Origin of the sequence: Mesorhizobium sp. C120A (assembly GCF_030323105.1) — a bacterium.
Taxonomy (GTDB): Bacteria; Pseudomonadota; Alphaproteobacteria; order Rhizobiales; family Rhizobiaceae; genus Mesorhizobium.
In genome coordinates this window covers 810,535-828,425 of sequence record NZ_CP100476.1, presented here as the reverse complement: position 1 = coordinate 828,425, position 17,891 = coordinate 810,535, and the positions used below count along the sequence as shown (strand labels likewise).

The 17,891-nt window shown below is 64.2% G+C and carries 12 protein-coding genes and 1 tRNA gene; 6 read left to right on the top strand and 7 right to left on the bottom strand.

What is annotated here, in order from left to right:
- Nucleotides 1–22: 22 nt before the first annotated feature.
- Entirely contained in the window at nucleotides 23–445 is a 423-nt protein-coding gene (locus tag NL532_RS04055) for a metallopeptidase family protein (protein ID WP_023702572.1), read from the bottom strand.
- Between the two features lie 229 nt (nucleotides 446–674).
- Between NL532_RS04055 and NL532_RS04050 the strand changes: the two genes are divergently transcribed.
- The 3 genes from NL532_RS04050 to NL532_RS04040 are packed head-to-tail and all read left to right on the top strand — an operon-like array spanning nucleotide 675 to nucleotide 6,416.
- Complete coding sequence (locus NL532_RS04050) at nucleotides 675–1,727, top strand: ImuA family protein (protein WP_023829857.1); 1,053 nt, start codon at nucleotides 675–677, stop codon at nucleotides 1,725–1,727.
- Nucleotides 1,669–3,147, top strand: coding sequence for a Y-family DNA polymerase (locus NL532_RS04045; protein WP_023829858.1), 1,479 nt, complete (start codon nucleotides 1,669–1,671; stop codon nucleotides 3,145–3,147). Before NL532_RS04050 ends, NL532_RS04045 begins: the two co-directional genes overlap by 59 nt.
- On the top strand, nucleotides 3,144–6,416 hold the full coding sequence (locus NL532_RS04040; protein WP_023829859.1) for an error-prone DNA polymerase: 3,273 nt from the start codon (nucleotides 3,144–3,146) through the stop codon (nucleotides 6,414–6,416). Before NL532_RS04045 ends, NL532_RS04040 begins: the two co-directional genes overlap by 4 nt.
- A 120-nt stretch (nucleotides 6,417–6,536) precedes the next feature.
- Here the strand turns inward: NL532_RS04040 and NL532_RS04035 are convergent, their stop codons facing one another.
- The 4 genes from NL532_RS04035 to NL532_RS04020 form a co-directional block, all read right to left on the bottom strand.
- Nucleotides 6,537–6,779: a Trm112 family protein gene (locus NL532_RS04035; RefSeq protein WP_023672122.1), complete on the bottom strand. Its 243-nt coding sequence runs from the start codon at nucleotides 6,777–6,779 to the stop codon at nucleotides 6,537–6,539.
- Between the two features lie 30 nt (nucleotides 6,780–6,809).
- Nucleotides 6,810–7,481, bottom strand: a complete 672-nt coding sequence (locus tag NL532_RS04030; RefSeq protein WP_023703197.1) for an LON peptidase substrate-binding domain-containing protein — start codon at nucleotides 7,479–7,481, stop codon at nucleotides 6,810–6,812.
- A gap of 111 nt (nucleotides 7,482–7,592) precedes the next feature.
- Nucleotides 7,593–8,600, bottom strand: a complete 1,008-nt coding sequence (trxA, locus tag NL532_RS04025; RefSeq protein ID WP_023698125.1) for a thioredoxin — start codon at nucleotides 8,598–8,600, stop codon at nucleotides 7,593–7,595.
- An 80-nt stretch (nucleotides 8,601–8,680) separates the two neighbouring features.
- A complete protein-coding gene (locus NL532_RS04020) occupies nucleotides 8,681–9,178 on the bottom strand; it encodes a prolyl-tRNA synthetase associated domain-containing protein (RefSeq protein ID WP_023754927.1) in 498 nt (165 codons plus the stop codon).
- A gap of 216 nt (nucleotides 9,179–9,394) precedes the next feature.
- Here NL532_RS04020 and NL532_RS04015 point away from each other — a divergent pair.
- A tRNA-Gly gene (locus NL532_RS04015) sits at nucleotides 9,395–9,469 on the top strand.
- A 323-nt stretch (nucleotides 9,470–9,792) separates the two neighbouring features.
- Nucleotides 9,793–11,820 carry an SAM-dependent methyltransferase gene (locus NL532_RS04010; protein ID WP_245270383.1) on the top strand — a complete coding sequence of 676 codons (2,028 nt, stop codon included), beginning with the start codon at nucleotides 9,793–9,795 and terminating at the stop codon, nucleotides 11,818–11,820.
- 20 nt (nucleotides 11,821–11,840) lie between these two features.
- Here the strand turns inward: NL532_RS04010 and NL532_RS04005 are convergent, their stop codons facing one another.
- Together NL532_RS04005 and NL532_RS04000 are read right to left on the bottom strand one after the other, a co-directional pair.
- A complete protein-coding gene (locus tag NL532_RS04005; protein WP_023672127.1) occupies nucleotides 11,841–12,521 on the bottom strand; it encodes a redoxin domain-containing protein in 681 nt (226 codons plus the stop codon).
- A 20-nt stretch (nucleotides 12,522–12,541) separates the two neighbouring features.
- Nucleotides 12,542–15,826, bottom strand: coding sequence for an adenylate/guanylate cyclase domain-containing protein (locus NL532_RS04000; RefSeq protein ID WP_023829861.1), 3,285 nt, complete (start codon nucleotides 15,824–15,826; stop codon nucleotides 12,542–12,544).
- 290 nt (nucleotides 15,827–16,116) lie between these two features.
- Between NL532_RS04000 and NL532_RS03995 the strand changes: the two genes are divergently transcribed.
- A complete protein-coding gene (locus NL532_RS03995) occupies nucleotides 16,117–17,877 on the top strand; it encodes an adenylate/guanylate cyclase domain-containing protein (protein ID WP_023829862.1) in 1,761 nt (586 codons plus the stop codon).
- Nucleotides 17,878–17,891: the final 14 nt, after the last annotated feature.

Here is a 17,891-nt window from a genome sequence, read left to right as displayed (position 1 = left end):
TCACCTGAATATCGGCGCAGCCTCACTCCGCCGCCTCTTCGATTTTCTCCATATCATCATCCGACAGGCCGAAATGGTGGCCGATCTCGTGGATCAGCACGTGGGTGACGATGTCGCCCAGCGTCTCTTCGTTCTCGGCCCAGTAGTCGAGGATGGCGCGGCGGTAGAGGGTGATGCGGTTCGGGCCTTCGCCGGTCTGCGGGTTCCAGCGCTCGGCGATGCCGCGGCCCTCGAACAGGCCGAGCAGGTCGAACGGCGTCTCCAGCGACAGATCGTCCATGATCTCGTCGGTCGGGAATTCGGCGATCATGATGACGATCTCGCCGGTCAGCTTGCGGAAATCGTCGGGCAGATGCGCGTACGCCTCCAGCGCCAGAAACTCCATCTCCTCGATCGAGGGCGAGAGTTCATCGTGCCAGGTGCGGGTCTTGTAGATGCGGGCCATGCTTTGTCCTTTGATCCCGGCATATAGGCTTTCCCTCCGGACTCGGCAAATGGACGGGTACCTGGCCGATGACTGTTTCTTTGCGCCGAATGGCTGCGACCAAAGTCCAAGGTTGGCCTCGCCACCTTTGATCAAGGAATAAATTCCTTCTGACTCCGCTTGACTCTTCCGGCACCCTCTGGAATCTATGGGAACATAACAGGAACAATTGTGAGAGAAATTGACCGTCATGGCGACATCAGCCGTGGCGCGGGAGACTGTTTTTGCCCTGCGCCGCCAGATCGCGAAGATCGAGGGAACGCTGCCCGAGCGCCTGGCCGCGCCGGCTGGCGAGGGGCTGCGCGCGGGTCCTGGCGGCGGTCTCGACGCCGCGCCTGAACCCGATGCCGATGTCACCATCATCCGGCGCGGGCTTGCCGTGGCTTCGCCGGATGCTTTCCTGGCCACCGGCGTCGAGCGCCTCGATGCGGCGCTGAGCGGCGGCCTTCCGAAAGCCGCCTTGAGCGAAATCCATGGCCTTGAGACCCGCAATGCCGGGGCCGTCGCCGGCTTTGTGCTGTCGCTTGTCAGCCTGATCCTCAAGGGCCAGCCCTTGCCCGTGCTGTGGATCGGCACATCGGAGATTTTTCGCGAGGCCGGCTTTCCCTATGCCAGGGGATTGCAGGGCATGTTCGGTCTCGCACCGGAGCAATTGCTGTTTTCCGAGGCGCCGAAACTCACCGATGCGCTGTGGGTAGCCGAGGAGGCCGCCAAGATGACGGCGCTCGCCGCAATCATCCTCGAAATCCGTGGCAGCCCGCAGCGGCTCGACCTCACCGCGACGCGCCGGCTGCACGCGCGCGCCCAAAACGCCGGCCGGCCGGTGTTCCTGCTGCGCCAGGCCGGCGAAGCCGAGCCGACCGCCGCCCCGGTGCGCCTCATCGTGTCGGCTGCACCAGCGAAATCGCGCCGGACGATCGCCGGGCCGCTTGCCGGCTCGATCGGCCACCCTGCCTTCACCGTCAGCATCGGCAAGAGCCGCACCGCTCTGCCTGGACAATTCACACTGGAGTGGAACCCCGATGAACACGCATTCGAAGAAAGAAAGCCCCGCGAAAAACGGGCAGAGAATTCTGTCGCTGTGGTTCCCGCATCTGGCGGCAGAACGGATCCTGCGCCAGCGCCTGGGACGGTCGTGGCGTTCCCGGCCTTCGGATCATCTGCCGCCATCTCACCCACCGCTCGTGATCAGCCATCGCGACCGCAACGCCCAGCGCATATCGGCCCTCGACGAGCGGGCTGAGGCGCTGCATCTGAAGCCTGGCATGGGCATTGCCGACGCCCGTGCCATGCATCCCTCGATCGACATTGTCGAGGCCGATCCGGAGGCCGACCGCCGGCTGCTCGAAGGCCTCGCCGACTGGTGCGACCGCTATACGCCGCTGGTGGCGCTTGACGGCGTCGACGGGCTTTATCTCGACGTCACCGGCTGTACCCACCTGTTCGGCGGCGAGCGCGCCATGCTGGACGACATCCTTGCGCGGTTTTTCCAGCAGGGTTTCGATGTCCGCGCCGGGTTGGCCGCGACGCCGGGTGCAGCCTGGGCGGCAGCGCGCTTTTGCGGCGACCGCATCGTTGTCTCCGGCGAGGAAGAAGCGCTGCTCGCCCCCTTGCCGCTGGCCGCACTGCGCATCGAGGCCGATATCCGCGCCAGCCTGGAAAGCGTCGGTCTGCGCACCGCCGGCGCGGTCATGGCAGCGCCGCGCGCGCCGCTCGCCCGCCGTTTCGGCGCGACCTTGCTGTTGCGTCTTGACCAGGCGCTCGGCCGCCTCGACGAGGCGGTATCGCCGCGCCTGCCGGTGGCGCCCCTTTCAGTCGAACGCCACCTGGCCGAGCCGGTCGTGCTGACCGCCGAGATCGAACGGCTGGTGCTCTTGCTGGCGGTGACGCTGAAGGCCGATCTCGAACGCCGCGGCGAAGGCGCAAGGATGCTGGCGCTGCTGTTGTTTCGCGTCGACGGCGCCGTCAGCCGCATCGCTGTCGGTACCTCGCGACCGTTGCGCGAACCCAAGCTTATCCAGCGCCTGTTCCATGAGCGGCTGGCCGCGCTCGAACAGGACATCGATGCCGGCTACGGCTTCGACCTGGTGCGGCTTTCGGTGCTGGCGGCCGCCGGCTTCGACATGCAGCAGGCCGATTTGACCGGCGAGACCGAGGATGACGGCGCCGACATGGCACTCTTTGCCGACCGCATCCGCGCCAGGCTCGGCGACAGTGCGGTGCTGAAACCGGTCGCCCTCGAGAGCCATCTGCCGGAGCGCGCCATCGCCACCATCCCGTTCTCGGAAGCGCCACAACGCAAAGCACCGCCCAGGAAGCCGGGCTCGAAAGACGCGCCGCGCGCAACCATCTTCCCGCCGGAACGGCCGATCCGGCTGTTCCGTTCGCCCGAGCCGATCGAGGTGTCGGCCACCGAAATGCCTGAGGGTCCGCCGATGAATTTCCGCTGGCGCCGCGCCCTCTACCGGGTTGTGCGCGCCGAGGGGCCGGAACGCATCGCGCCGGAATGGTGGCGTGAAACGTCAAGCAATCCGCTCACATCGACGCGTGACTATTTCCGGATCGAGGATGCCGGCGGCCGTCGCTACTGGCTCTACCGGCAAGGCCTCTATGGCAACCCGCAGGTGCCGCCGCGCTGGTTCATGCATGGGGTCTTCGCATGAACGCGCTGACCGTCATCCCCTATGCGGAATTCGGCATCCAGTCGAACTTCTCCTTCCTGCGCGGCGCCTCCAAGCCGGAGGAGCTGGTGGTGGCGGCCAAATTCCTCGGCTTTTCCTCGATCGGACTGGCAGACCGCAACACGGTGGCCGGCGTCGTGCGCGCCTGGCAGCAGGCCAAGGTCGAGAAGCTCGCCTATCACCCCGGTTGCCGCCTGGTGTTCGGCGACGGCACGCCGGACATTCTCGCCTATCCGCAGAACCGCAAGGGCTGGGGCCATCTCTGCCGCATGCTGACGCAAGCCAATTTGCGCGATGAAAACGAGAAGGGCGCGACCCTTCTCCAGCGCAGCGACCTGCTCGAATGGGGCGACCTGCTGTCGCTGGCGGTGCTGCCGGATCTCTCGGCGAATGCCGACGATCCCCTGGCATTGGTCCGTCAACTGAAAGACCGTTTCGGCGCTAATTTGCGGCTAGGCATGGCGCCGGATTATCGCGGCAATGACCGTTTCCGCATCGAGCAGGCGGCGGGCATGGCGGACATCGCCGGCGTGCCGCTGATGGCGACCAACGACGTGCTTTATCACAGCGCCGAGCGCCGCTCGCTGCAAGATGTGCTCACCGCCATCCGCCTCAATTTGCCGGTCGCCGAGGTCGGGCTGGAGCTGACGGCCAACGCCGAGCGCCATCTGAAGCCGCCGCTGGAAATGGCCCGTCTCTTCCGCCGCCATCCACGGGCGCTGGCCGAGACGCTGCGCTTTGCCGGCGAACTGACCTTCTCGCTCAGCGACCTCCAGTACAATTATCCCGACGAGCCGACGCAATCAGGGCTTGGGCCGCAGGCCGAGCTAGAGCGTCTGGCCAGGGAGGGGGCCGCCACGCGCTATCCGGCGGGCGTCCCCGCTTCCGTCTTGCAGCGCATCAGTGAGGAGCTCGCTCTGATCGAGCGTCTGAATTATGCGCGCTATTTCCTGACCGTTTACGACATCGTCCAGTTCGCCCGCAATGAGGGCATTCTGTGCCAGGGCAGAGGCTCGGCCGCCAACTCGATCGTCTGCTACTGCATCGGCATCACCGAGGTCGGCCCCGAGCGCATCGACACGTTGTTCGAGCGCTTCATTTCCGAGGAGCGCAACGAGCCGCCCGACATCGACGTCGATTTCGAGCATGAGCGGCGTGAGGAGGTGATCCAGTACATCTACTCCAAATACAGCGCCAAGCGCACCGCGCTGGCTGCCGCCGTCATCAGCTATCGCGGCCGCTCGGCGCTGCGCGAGGTGGCCAAGGCCATGGGCCTGTCGGACGATGTCCGCATTGCGCTTTCCAGTTCGATCTGGGGCTGGTCGACCTCGGAGCTCGGCGAGAAGGAGGCGCATGCCGGCGGCCTCGACCGCAACGAGACCTCGACCCGTCACGTGATCGCCCACGCCAACGAGATCATGGGCTTTCCCCGGCATCTGTCGCAGCATGTCGGCGGCTTCGTCATTACCCGCGACCGGCTCGACGAGATCGTCCCCATCGTCAAGACGGCGATGGAGGCGCGCAAGATGGTCGAGTGGGATAAGGACGATCTCGACGCGGTGAAGATCCTGAAGGTGGATATTCTGGCGCTTGGCATGCTGACCTGCCTCAAACGCGCCTTCACCTTGCTCACCGACCATTATCCGAAGGCCCGGGATGATTACGGCCGACCCTATGTGCTGGCCACCCTGCCGCCGGGAGAGAACGACGTGTACGACATGATCTGCCGCGCCGACACACTCGGCGTCTTCCAGATCGAATCGCGCGCGCAGATGTCGATGCTGCCGCGTCTACGCCCGCGCGAATTCTACGACCTGGTCATCGAGGTGGCGATCGTGCGGCCCGGTCCGATCCAGGGTGATATGGTGCATCCCTATCTGCGCCGCCGGCAGAAAAAGGAAATGCCTGAGTACCCCAAGCCGGAACTGGAAGAAATCCTGGGCAAGACGCTGGGCGTGCCGTTGTTCCAGGAACAGGCGATGAAGATCGCCATCGTCACCGGCGGCTTCAGGCCGGGCGAGGCGGACGAACTACGCCGCGCCATGGCCACCTTCAAGCGCACCGGCACCATCGGCAATTACCGCCAGCGCATGATCGACGGCATGGTCGGCAAGGGATACACCAAGGACTTCGCCGAGCGCTGCTTCAAGCAGATCGAGGGCTTTGGCGAATACGGCTTTCCCGAAAGCCATGCCGCCTCCTTCGCTTTGCTCGTCTATGCCTCCTGCTGGTTCAAGACCTTTTATCCCGACGTGTTCTGCGCCGCGATCCTGAATTCGCAGCCGATGGGGTTTTACCAGCCGGCCCAGCTGGTGCGCGACGCGCGCGACCATGGCGTCGATATCCGCGACGTCGACGTCAATTTTTCCGACTGGGACTGCACCCTGGAGAAAGCCCAATTCGATCCGGGCCGCATCCTGGCGCGCCATGCCGAAATGCGCGGTGTCATCAAGACCCGGTGCGCCGTCCGGCTTGGCTTCCGTCAGATCAAGGGCTTGGCCGAGAAGCGTATGGAAGCTTTCACCGCGCGGCGCGGCGCCGGCTATACAAGCGTCAGGGATGTGTGGCTGCGCTCGGGCCTCGATGTCGGCGAAATCGAAAGACTGGCGCAGGCTGACGCCTTCCGCTCGCTCGGCCTCGATCGTCGTGAAGCCTTGTGGGCGGTGCGCGCGCTGGATGGCAAGAGCGCCGCCGAACGGCTGCCGCTGTTCGACCAGCCGGCGATCCGGCTGCGCGAACTCGAGCCCGAGACAAAACTGCCGACAATGCCGCTCGGCGAGCACGTCATCCACGACTACCGCGCGCTCGGCCTGTCGCTGAAGGCGCATCCGGTCGCCTTCCTGCGCGAGCGGCTCGACCGCGCCGGCGTCATTCCCAATGCCAATCTCGGCTCGGTGCGCGACGGCAGGCGGGTCTCGGTCGCCGGCCTGGTGCTGGTGCGGCAGCGGCCCGGCAAGGGCAATGCGATCTTCCTGACGCTGGAAGACGACAAGGCCGTCGCCAACGTCATTTTCTGGGAGCGGACCTTTACCCGTTTCCGGCCCATCGTCATGGGCGCGCGCTTCGTCAAGGTCACCGGCAAGCTGCAGTCGGAATCCGACGTCATCCACATCGTCGCCGAAAAGATCGAGGATTTAACGCCGTGGCTGACGGTGCTGCTGGAAGAGATGACGCCGGCTGCCCGGCCCGACATTGCCACCCTCTCGGACAAAGCTGAAAGGGTCATGCCCAAGGGGCGGAATTTTCAGTAGGCAAGTGCAGGGCGGTCGGGAGCCCATGACATTAATGCCGGTAAGGGCAGAGGGGGGCGCGAAGGATCGCCAACAGAATGGCTTCTTAGGCTGAGGTCCGTTTGAACCACCCCTGGCCCTTCAGCCCGGCCCACCCAATCGCGGCGGCGACAGCACGTCTTCCGCCGAAATAGTCCGCGCCTCCGAGGGCAGCATGATCGGGATGCCGTCGCGCACGGGATAAGCGAGCTTGGCAAGCCGCGAGATCAACTCGCCGCGCACCGGGTCCCAGGCCAGCGGCCCCTTGGTCAGCGGGCAGGCCAGCAGCTCCAGCAATTTTGGATCGACATTGACCGACTTGCCGTCACGCCCATCCGCAGCCATTGGATCCCCCTTCAGCCATCGGCTCAGCCCTTATTGCAGGCTGGAGCCAAAGTCCTCATTCTCGCGCGCCAGCGCCATTTCGGTGATCGCGATCAGCGTCTCCGCGCGGGCTTTCAGGTCGGGCGCCTCCAGCAGCGCCTGTTTCTCGGCCGGTCCGTAGGGCGCCATCATCGACAGCGCATTGACCAGCATGGTGTTCTCGGCGCGGCTGACGCTTTCCCAATCGGCTTCGAGATCGTTGGCCTGCAGATAGGCGCGAAACGCTTTCAACAGCGCCGGCCGGTCGATCTCGCTTGCCGCCTGGTCTTCGGCGAGATCGGTGAGGAACGGCGCCAGCTTGCATTGCCGGAACGGCGTCTTCACCGGCAATTCGCTGGTGATGCGGAAACGGCAGACGCCCTGCAGCGAAATCAGATAGCGGCCGTCGCCGCTCTCGGCCATCGAGATGATGCGCCCGGCGCAGCCGACATTGCACAGTTCCGGCTCGCCGTCGGCGCGCAACGCGCCATTGAGGCTGGGCTGGACGATGCCGATCAGCCGCGCGCCGGCGATCGCCTCATCCACCATCTGCAGATAGCGCGGCTCGAAGATGTTTAGCGGCATGCGCCCGCCCGGCAGCAGCAGCGCGCCGGCAAGCGGAAACACCGGAATGGTTGCCGGCAGATCCTTGCCGACCCGGTAAAATGCGTTTCCGACCTGCACCTTCACTCCTCCGACCCGCTTCGGGCGCGATGTTATCGGCCTAATCTGGCGCGGCGGCCGCCGACCGCAAGGCCCGACAGCCACGCCCCGGCAATTTGGCCGGCAAACGGCTCAGGAAAACAGCAGCGACGACAATTTGCGCCGTGCCGCCAGCGTCGCCTCGTCGGTCATGCCCCAGGCCTCGAACAGTTTCAGCAACTGCGCCCTGGCGCCGTCCTCGTTCCACGTCCGGTCGGCTTTTATAATCGCCAGAAGATTGTCGGCCGCCGCATGGCGCTCGCCCTTGGCGTTCTGGATCATGGCGAGGTCGAAACGCGCCTGGTGGTCGCCGGGATTGGCGGCCAGTCGCTGCTCGAATTCAGCTGGATTGCCAAGTGCTGCCGCTTCCGCAGCCAGCGTCATCTTGGCACGCAGCGCGGCAAGTGCCGGCGCATTCTTCTTGGCCTCCGGCGCCGTTGCCAGCAGCGCCTCGGCGCCGTCGCTGTCGCCGGCCTCGAACAGAAGCTCGCCCAGCCCGGCAATCGCCTCGATCGTCTCCGGCGCCTGCGCCAGGATGGCGTCGTAAATGTCGGCTGCGGTCTGCGCATCGCCCGCCGCATGCGCTTCCGCCGCCGCGGCCAGTGCTTCGGCGACGGGCGGCGCGCCATTGCCCTTGCCGCCGACCTTGGTGATGAACTCGGCGATCTGGCTCTCGGGGATGGCGCCCATGAAGCCGTCGACAGGCTGGCCGTCCTTGAAGGCGATGACCGCCGGGATCGATTGGATGCCGAGCTGGCCGGCGATCGAGGGATGATCGTCAATGTTCATCTTGACCAGCTTGACCTTGCCGCCGGCGGCCTTGATCGCCTTTTCCAGAAGCGGCGTGAGCTGCTTGCAGGGCCCGCACCACGGCGCCCAGAAATCGACCAGTACCGGCTGTTTGCGCGATTCCTGGATGACGTCGGCGGCGAAAGTGGCGGTCGTGGTGTCCTTGATCAGCTCGCCAGCGGCAGGTGCTGCGCCGGGTGTCGGGCCAAGTGCCGACTTGGCCGGCTCGGCGCCGCCATATTGCACGGAAGTGGTGTATTGGCCCGAATTGCCGCCGAATTGGCCGCCAAACGGATTGTTGTTGTCGCTCATGTCGTCGCCCTTCCGGTCGCGCCCAGCGGAGCAGCGCGACGTCCTTAACTAGAGGTCAGTTTTCGCCATCCATGTGGCGATCAAGCCGAGACTTTCAAGATAGCAGCATCATGTCCGGTTGCCTCGACGAATCTGATGAGGTCGGCGGACGCGATCGACGTCGTCGCCTCATTGGTCAGCGGATGCGCGTTGACTGTCGCATGTGCCATCAAATCCTGGTCGAGCACCACCTTCACCCGTCTTTCGGTGTCGTTGATCAGCCCGAACACGGTGACCGCGCCCGGAATGACACCGAGCAGCTCCATCAGCATCTCCGGCTTGCCGAACGACACCCGGCCGGCGGCGCCGATCATCGTGTGGATCTGCTTCAGGTCGACGACCGCCTCCTCGCCGACGCTGACCAGGAAGAAATTGTCCTTCTTGTCCTTGAGAAACAGATTTTTCGTGTGCCCGCCCGGTATCTCGCCGCGCAGCGACTGCGAATCGGCCACCGTATAGAGCGGCGGATGGCGCACGGTCGACACTGATATGCCGAGATCGGCAAGAAAGGCGAAAAGCTCGGCTTCGGTCTTCGGCATTGGTGGTCTTCCCCTGTATCGGCGCGCGGCAAAGCCGTTTACGGCCAATGATGCCGCCGAGACAAGACCGTCATGCGGGAAGTCGATGAACCACCCGCGTGGCCGACAAGGTTCCGCCAAGCGATTTGGCGCGACCAAAAAGCCCGTCATTTCCCTGTTGCAATCGCCGCGCTCTTCAGCCATATAGGCCCGGCTTGCGGCCAAAGGGCCGTGTGAGCGGGTGTAGCTCAGGGGTAGAGCACAACCTTGCCAAGGTTGGGGTCGAGCGTTCGAATCGCTTCACCCGCTCCAGTTTCCTCTAGGGGAATCAAGCGATGAAGAGGCGCCTTTCGGGGCGCCTTTTGCTTTTTCCAGACCGGCGATGTAAGCGCGTTGCGGGACACTTGTTCTCCCTCAGAACCAGGCGCGGGTAGTACGGCGTGGCGCATAATCCCTTGGTTTCCAGTTCGGCGAACGGCGGCAGCGCATCCGAAGCGCTTGCTTGGCTGGCGTTGCGGAACGCCGCGTCCGAATGCGGCTCAGGCTCGCGCTTGGTCGACCCGCAGCCCCTGCGCGCACTCCCGGCGGGACGCAAGTGGGCGCATGAGATTGCCAAGGTAATCTTCGATGGCCTCATGGCAGGAAGCCTGTCGGTGCCGGCACAATTGGCTGCCGGATGGGCGAGGTTCGGCAGCGCAACCACCGCGTTGATCATCGAACTCGGCAGGATCTGGGACAATCCCGCAGCAGCTCGCCGCGTCCAGTACCAGCTTGAGCAAATGCTTCTCGAAGCCGACGATCTTGCCGCGCCGCGCAGGCTGGCGCGAACGCTCGGAATTCGCGTCGACGCTCGCAATCCGACCGCGACCGAACTGCCGGAAGGCATCGATCAGATCTATGCCCATCTGATGCTGGATGGCCGGATCGAGGCTGTAGTGCAGTTCGGTGCACTCGGGACTGTGACAAGCGATCATTGGATTGAATTGATCTTGGATGTAGTGCCTGCTGAGCGGCTTGCGGGAGGATCGCCTGCACCGCAAAAGGGCGCCGGCGCGACCACGTCAAACACGCCTGCAGCCGAGGCATCGTTTGCCATGGCGGGAAGCGAGCCCGATCAGGACAGCCACTTCGGCAAACTCGCGCAATTGGCCGCACAGGCGCATGACCTGGTTCGGTCGAGCGCTGAACCGTCAGAGCCTGTTGCGCCGCGCCGCGCACGGGTCGCGGACAAGCACGACAGGGACCGCACGGCGTTCTGGAATCGCCATTTCGCAACCGAAGATCCCTGGAACTACGGTTCGTCCTATGAGCAGGAAAAATATGAGCGCCAGCTCGAAATTCTGCCTCGCGGTTCCATTGGGCGGGCGCTTGAACTGGCCTGTGCGGAGGGTCATTTCACGCGGCAGCTGGCGCCTCGCGTCGGCCATTTGACCGCAACCGACATCTCCGCCATAGCCGTCGGGCGGGCCCGCGTGCGATGCACCGATCAGCCGAATGTCGAGTTCGGGGTACTCGATTTCGCTGCCGACACGCTGCCGGGTAACATGGATCTGATCGTCTGCTCGGAAGTGCTCTACTACCTCGATGACCTCGCCGAGCTACGGCGCATCGCCAGGAAATTCGCCGAGGCGTTGGCGCCTGGCGGCAGCATCATCAGCGCACACGCATTCGTGTTGCGTGACAATGTCGAAAAGACGGGCTTCGACTGGAACACATTCGGTGCCCAGGCGATCTCCGAGACGCTGGCGGCGACCGAAGGCCTCGTCTTCGAGCAATCGATCCAGACCGAGCTCTACCGCATAGACCGCTTCCGCCGCCTGTCGCCGGGCGATGTGGCGACGGACCCGGTGATCGATCATGTGCCGATCCGCGCGCCCATCGAAATCGGCGTCGCGCGAAATATCGTCTGGGGTGGGGCGCGAGCCTTGCGCCGCGACGTCGCACGTAACGAGCAGCGCCGGCATATCCCTGTCCTCATGTATCACGGCGTTGCCGATGAAGGTCCGGCCGCGCTCGCTCGCTTTCGGCTCACGCCCGCCGCATTCGCCAGCCAGATGGCATGGCTGCGCGCCAATGGCTTTCACGCCATTGGCTCCGAGCAGTTGGAGCAGTTCATCACCAACCGTCAGCCTTTCGTCGGCCGCCCGGTGCTCATCACCTTCGATGACGGCTTCCAGAACTTCGCCGACCATGCCTGGCCGATCTTGCGCGCCAACGACCTGACCGCGGAAGTGTTCCTGGTGACGGACCTGGTGGGCGAAAGTGCAAAGTGGGACACCGACATCGGTCCGCCGACACCGCTTATGGGCGCCGGGACGGTGCGACGCCTCGCTGCCGAAGGCGCCTTCTTCGGCAGCCACATGGCGACGCATCGCGCCATCGATGGTCTGTCGAGCGCTGACCTGGCCGCCGAGCTCCTGCGCTCTCGTCTGTTCATCGAACGCTGGACCGGCCGTCCAACCACGGCGTTCGCGGCACCCTTCTCCGTCACCGACCGACGGCTTGGCCGGCTGGCCAGGGAGTGCGGCTATCGAGTAGGCTTCGGCCGCAGGCACGGGCCGGCGGACCTCGATAGCGATCTCATCGACCTTCCGCGCATCGAGATTCGCGGCGACCGCTCGCTCGATGACTTTGTCGCCACTGTCGAGGCCGTGCTCGGATAAACGGTGAACTTGTCAGTTCATTATTGGGCGACTTGCGACACGGCTGACATCAGCTCCTTCGGGTTTGGGGCGCCAAACATGTATCGCCCACCCTCCGGGACCTCCGTGAAGCTCCAGCGGACGATCCCCTGCCGGTCCAGCAGGAACTGACCAACCAGTTGTCCGTGTCCCGTGGCCATCATCTGCTCGTCGGCTTCGGTCAGTTCGTAGTGGTCCTTCTTGTCGAGGATTGCGGCGGCTGTCATCGGATCCATGGGACCGGGCAATTCGCCAGGTATGTCGACCCGCATGTCCTGTGCCGCTGCCATCGCGACCTTGTACGGCCAGTTCGTCTCGTTCTCGGTGAATTCGAGATTGGGCAGTCCAAAAGCACGATGTGAAGCGCGTTCCGGGTCCGACGCCGCAAGCAGGTTCGGCATTGGATGGTAGCGGAAATAGAGCCGCGCCCGTTCGATCGGCGTGTTGACCACCGTCAGGCTCTCCACGCCCTTTTCGCGCAGCTCCGGATCGAGACGCGCCTGAGCGGCGATGTGGCGCCGGCAAAACGCACAATGCAGACCTCGAAACAGGCCGACCAGCACCGGTTTTTGCCCGCGAAAGTCGTCAAGCGCAATCTTGCCTTCCTGGGTAATGGCGTCGAGTATCAGGTTCGGCGCCCGGTCGCCCGGTTGAAGCGGTATCAATCCACTAGGCGCGGACATGTCCAACCCCCTTATCCCGGCTAGTCGAGAAAAGGCAGCACCACAAGCGCTTCCGGGTCGAGCCCGTGCTGGGCGCATATACCCTGCGCCAGGGAAAAGTAGCGTTCGGCCTCGGCCAGATTGTCGAGGTCGAGATTAAGCGTTGCGAGTCCATCATAGCACGGAAACAGCAGTTGGGGCTCGCCCGTTTCGCGGGCTACCTCCAGTGCTTCGTGGAACAAGCCGATCGCCAGTTCCGGATGGCCGTTGCACTGGTGGATCTGCCCAAGCACGATCAACGGCACTGGCAGGTGCTCGCGCTGGTCGAGCGCCCGGTCAATCTCGATGGCCTTCTCGGCAGCAGGCACGCCCTCCGTTGGACAGCGATCCGTGAAAGTACAACAAGCTACCGCCAGATTGGCGAGGAGGCGCGCCTGGAAACCCAAATCGCCAATACGGCGCGCCACTTCAAGACCGCGCCGACAGACCTCCATCGCCTTCGCCGGATCGATGGTCGTGTAGAGCACCCCGAGATTGGTGTAGCCGCGGCAGGCCGCGCCCAGCAGACCGGCGGCTTCGGCCAATTCAATGCTGCGCTCAACCTCACGCACGGCTTCATGGTTTCGCCCAAGGCGAGCCAGCGCAACAGCCTTGGTATTAAGTGCCTCGGCGGTCACGAGGGTGGCATCATCGGAGACATGTTCCGTTGTCAGAGAGCGTACGCAATCCAGCGCCGCGTCTGCCCATTTTGCCGCGAGAGTGTGATCTCCGCTGCGGAACGCCTGTCGGCCACGTTCTTGCCAGAGATGCGCCTGCTCGATCGGGGCATCCGCTCCATCGAGGAGCGCTGCCGCTTCAGCGTAGCGCGATTCCGCGTCGTCCCGCTTGCCCACGTCCCAAAACAGCCGACCGATCTTGCGCAAAACGCGCGCCGCCGCGACACGATCGGCTGACTCGCGATAGGCCTGCAGCACCGCCTCGTAGTGGCGGTGTGCAATCTCGCGGCGGCCTGCCGGGCCGCTCAAATCCGCAATGCGCTCTGCAATTGCCAGTTTGAGCGGTGTTTGCCCGATCGCGCCCAACGCAGTCAGTGCTCGCTCGTAGAAACGAAGGGCGTCGTCATTGGCGTATATCATGCCAGCGCGATCTCCCGCCGCCTGCAGGTAATGCGCGCCCCTCTCCCGCTCGGCGCTCTGAGCGAAATGATGACCGAGCACGGCCAGATCCTCGAACCGTTCCGGCTTGTCGCCGCACAGTTGCTCCAGGGCGGCACCTACCCGGCGGTGGATGTCGGTCCGGCGTTGCAGGAGCAGATTCTGGTAGATCACGTCCTGCAACAATGTTTGCGTAAAGCGGTAGCTTTGCGACGAGACCGAGCCTGATCCGGCAACTTCCTCGATGATTTCCGCATCGCAAAGCAGTTCGCAGCCCGCTTCCAGTCGGCCGGGGTCGGCTGCCACGGCTTTCAGAAGCGTGGCATCGAAGCGCGGGCCGATTACCGCGGCTTCCTGGGCCAACCGGCGCACCTCTTGCGGCAGCCGGTCGACGCGAGCAAGCAACATTGCCTGGATCGTGGCGGGGATGCCGGTTGCGACTTCGCCTGCCACGGTCCGCCATTGCTGGCCCTCGCGCACCAATACACCGCGATCGATAAGGCCGCGAACGATCTCCTCCAAGAAAAGCGGGTTGCCGCCCGCGCGCTCGAGGATCTGGTCGAGAAGCCCTCCTGCGGCGTTTACCCAGCTCTCGCCGAAAAGCGCCGCCACCAGGCGGCGTCCGTCATCGCTGTCGAGCGGCGAAAGCCTGAGCGCTGTGTGGCTGACCCGACTTGAGTCGAGTTGGTCGTTGTCCGACGCCGGACGATGCGTGACCAGCAACATCAGCCGCGTGCGTTCCAGTCTGTCCATCACGAAACGCAGTGCCTCGAGCGAGACGGAGTCGGCCCAGTGCAGGTCTTCGACGACAATCAACAGCGGCGACAACGCAAGCCGCCGTTCCATGATTGTGCGGACCGCGTAGAGAATTTGCCGCCGCAGCTGCTCGGGCTCGACATGCTGCAAGGTGGCATCGGGGTCGCCGAGGCCAAGCACATGGTAGAGCAAAGGCATCAGCCGCTTCGCCTCCTCGCCCTGCAGGCCGAGATCGGCAAGCAAGGCTGCGAGCTTGCCCCGCATTTCGTCCCCATTGTCGTTTTGCATCATCCCGGCAGCGCTGCGCACCACTGCACCCAGGGCGCCAAATGATTGTTCACCCAGCGGTGAGCACGTGGCCTGCCGCACGGCGACGTTGCGAAAACGATCCTCGTCGCCGACGCGGGCGACGAACTCCTTCACCAACCGCGACTTCCCGATACCGGCTTCGCCGACGAGGCGGACAAGCTGGGCCGAGCCGCCGCACGCCAAGTCAAGGCTCGCCAGCATTCTGTTGAGCTCCGCATCACGACCTATTATGGGCGCACTGAGGCCGAGCGCCTCGAGCCCGCGCGCTGCACGCGGCGCCGCAAGCGGTGCATCCAGTCGGTGGACGAGCACACTGCCAGCCTTGCCGCGAAAGACGACATCGCCCAGCGACTCGTACGAGAAGGCATGCCGGGTCAGCCTGTGCGTGAGTTCGCCCACCAGCACCTCACCCGGTGCAGCCAGCGATTGCAGGCGTTGCGCCGTATTCACCGTGTCGCCGGTCACCGAATAGGATTTGGCGGTGCCGATGCCCAATCCGCCAGTAACGACCGGACCCGTGTTTATGCCTATGTGGAGCAGCAGCGGCGAGCCGGAGTGGCGGGTGCTTTCACCGAGCCGCGCCGTCCGGGCGATCATGTCGAGAGCGGCTCGAAGCGCACGTTCCGGATCGTCCTCATGCGCGACCGGCGCACCGAACAAGGCGAGCAGAGCGTCGCCGATGAATTTGTCGACGAAACCACCAAAGCCTTGCACGGCCGCCGTCAATTCCTTGAACAGTTCGTTCTGCAGCGCCTGCATGACCTCGGGGTCGAGCTGCTCGCTGAGTGTCGTGAAGCCGCAGAGATCGGCGAACAGCACCGTTACCGTTCGTCGATCGGCGTCGGAGACGGAATGCGGCCCCTCTTCGCTTTCGATGTTCGGCGATGGAGCTCGAGAGGGCTGCGCAATGGTGCGGCTTGGTGTCGGAGCAGGCCGTTCGGCAGCTTTTGCGGCCGCACCGACGCTTGCCCCACATTTAGGACAGAACTCGAAATCAGGTGCGCAGGCGTAGCCGCAACTGGCGCATGGCACGGGCTGGCGGCGGCCACACTTCGGACAGAAGGCGTAACCGCCCTCGATCTCGAAACCGCAGCCCGAGCAGTTCATGGACACCTCACCAGAGCATGATGCCGAAGAGTGTGAAGCGGTTTTCGGACGACATCATGCTCTATCTCTTTGACCTTGGGCCATGACGCGTGATCTCGCCACGCTCGTCACGGCCGGGGTATTCACAAGGATGAACCGATAGTCGTCAACCGGCAAGCGGCAGCGCAAATGGGCATCGGTCTGGGTTCGGCGGTGGAGCACTGCCGATACGGGCGGCTGCGTGGCCGTGATTTGCGAAAATTCCCTCGTCCCGCCGTCTTCCTGCTATGATGGAGATGAGGAGGCGACCCATGAGCGAGAACCGTAAGCTGGCCGCAATCCTGGCTGCAGATGTGGTCGGATACAGCCGGCTCGCGAGCGCGGACGAAGATCGTACCTTGGCGAGGTTGCGGGCACTGCGCAGCGACCTGATCGATCCGATCATTGCAGTGCACCACGGGCGGGTTATCAAGCGTACCGGAGATGGGGCGCTGGTTGAGTTTCGCAGTGTGGTGGATGCCGTGCGCTGCGCCGTTGAGATTCAAAACGGTATGGTTGAGCGCAATGCCGGCGTACCGCAGGAGCGCCGCATCGAGTTCAGGATCGGCATCCATCTGGGCGACGTGGTCGAAGAGAGCGATGGCGACCTGATGGGTGACGGCGTCAACATCGCCTCGCGTCTGGAGGGCGTTGCGGCGCCCGGCGCCATCTGCCTGTCCGAGGATGCCTATCGCCAGGTCAAGGCCAGGCTTGACCTCTCGGTCAGCGATCTCGGCAGCACACAGCTCAAGAACATCGCCGAGCCGATCCGGGTGTATTCGCTGCAGGTCGGCGCCGGGGCCAAGGTCGTGACCTCGCAAACCCCGACGAGCCCTCCGGCTGCGGCAGCGCCGCCGAAACTGTCGATCGCCGTGCTGCCGTTCGCCAATATGAGCGGTGATGCCGAACAGGACTACTTCGCCGACGGCATCTCCGAAGACATCATCACGGCGCTGTCCAAACTGTCACAGCTCTTCGTCATCGCTCGCAATTCGTCGTTCATCTTCAAGGGCCAGAACGTCCATGTGCAGGATGTCGGCAAGAAGCTCGGCGTGCGCTATGTCCTTGAAGGCAGCGTACGCAAGTCGGGGAACAAGGTACGCATCACCGCGCAGCTCATCGATGCAATTTCAGGCGGCCATCTTTGGGCGGAGCGGTTCGATCGCGATCTGACCGACATATTCGCCGTGCAGGATGACGTGACGCAGCACATCGTCGGTGCGCTGGCGCTCAATCTGACCGAGGATGACCGTCTGCGGCTGGCGCCCGAACACCAGCGCAACCCGGAGGCGTATGACTGTTTCCTGCGGGGCCGAGAGCTGTGGCACCGGCTGACGAAGGACACGAACGTCGCGGCCCGCGAGCTCTTGCAGCGGGCCATCGAACTGGACCCGAAATTTGCCTCTGCCCACGCTTTCCTAGCCCTCACGTACGGGCTCGACTACCTCAACAGGTGGGGTGCGTCGGACTCGATGGCGCAAGCGGAAGAGGCAGCAACGCGAGCGGTAACGCTGGATGACAGCGATCCCTGGGCGCACTGGGCGCTGGCATCGGCCAAGCTTTACACACGACGGCACGATGAGGCCATCGGCGAGGTCGAGCGCGCGATAGCCCTCAATCCGAACTTCGCCGAAGCGCACGTCGCCCGCGGCGAGGCGCTGTATTATTCGGGTAGACCCGCGGAGGCGCTAGAGAGTTTCGCCCGGGGAAAGACCTTGAATCCATACTTCCCGGATGTGCTTCTGCACTTCCAGGCTTTGGCATCGTTTCAACTGGGAAGGTACGAAGAGGCGGTCGACCTCTTGCTGCAACGGCTGGCTCGCAACGCTGTCACCGACCTCTCGCGCGCGCTTCTGGCCGCCACCTACGGCCATCTGGGCCGTCTGGAGGAGGCCCATACGGCATGGCAGGACCTGCTTCGCGTCAATCCCGCCTATTCGCTGGAACACCGTCGCAAGGTCTTGCCTTACAAGAACCCTGCCGATTTCGAACTGATGGTAGAGGGGCTCCGCAAGGCCGGTGTGGTGCAATGACGGGCTAAAGCCCG

Excerpts from the sequence above, each read along its gene's own strand:
- NL532_RS04055 (WP_023702572.1), bottom strand. The coding sequence starts at position 445 with ATGGCCCGCATCTACAAGACCCGCACCTGGCACGATGAACTCTCGCCC.
- NL532_RS04050 (WP_023829857.1), top strand. The coding sequence starts at position 675 with ATGGCGACATCAGCCGTGGCGCGGGAGACTGTTTTTGCCCTGCGCCGC.
- NL532_RS04040 (WP_023829859.1), top strand. The coding sequence starts at position 3,144 with ATGAACGCGCTGACCGTCATCCCCTATGCGGAATTCGGCATCCAGTCG.
- NL532_RS04035 (WP_023672122.1), bottom strand. The coding sequence starts at position 6,779 with ATGGCTGCGGATGGGCGTGACGGCAAGTCGGTCAATGTCGATCCAAAA.
- trxA (WP_023698125.1), bottom strand. The coding sequence starts at position 8,600 with ATGAGCGACAACAACAATCCGTTTGGCGGCCAATTCGGCGGCAATTCG.
- NL532_RS04020 (WP_023754927.1), bottom strand. The coding sequence starts at position 9,178 with ATGCCGAAGACCGAAGCCGAGCTTTTCGCCTTTCTTGCCGATCTCGGC.
- NL532_RS04010 (WP_245270383.1), top strand. The coding sequence starts at position 9,793 with ATGGCAGGAAGCCTGTCGGTGCCGGCACAATTGGCTGCCGGATGGGCG.
- NL532_RS04005 (WP_023672127.1), bottom strand. The coding sequence starts at position 12,521 with ATGTCCGCGCCTAGTGGATTGATACCGCTTCAACCGGGCGACCGGGCG.
- NL532_RS04000 (WP_023829861.1), bottom strand. The coding sequence starts at position 15,826 with ATGAACTGCTCGGGCTGCGGTTTCGAGATCGAGGGCGGTTACGCCTTC.
- NL532_RS03995 (WP_023829862.1), top strand. The coding sequence starts at position 16,117 with ATGAGCGAGAACCGTAAGCTGGCCGCAATCCTGGCTGCAGATGTGGTC.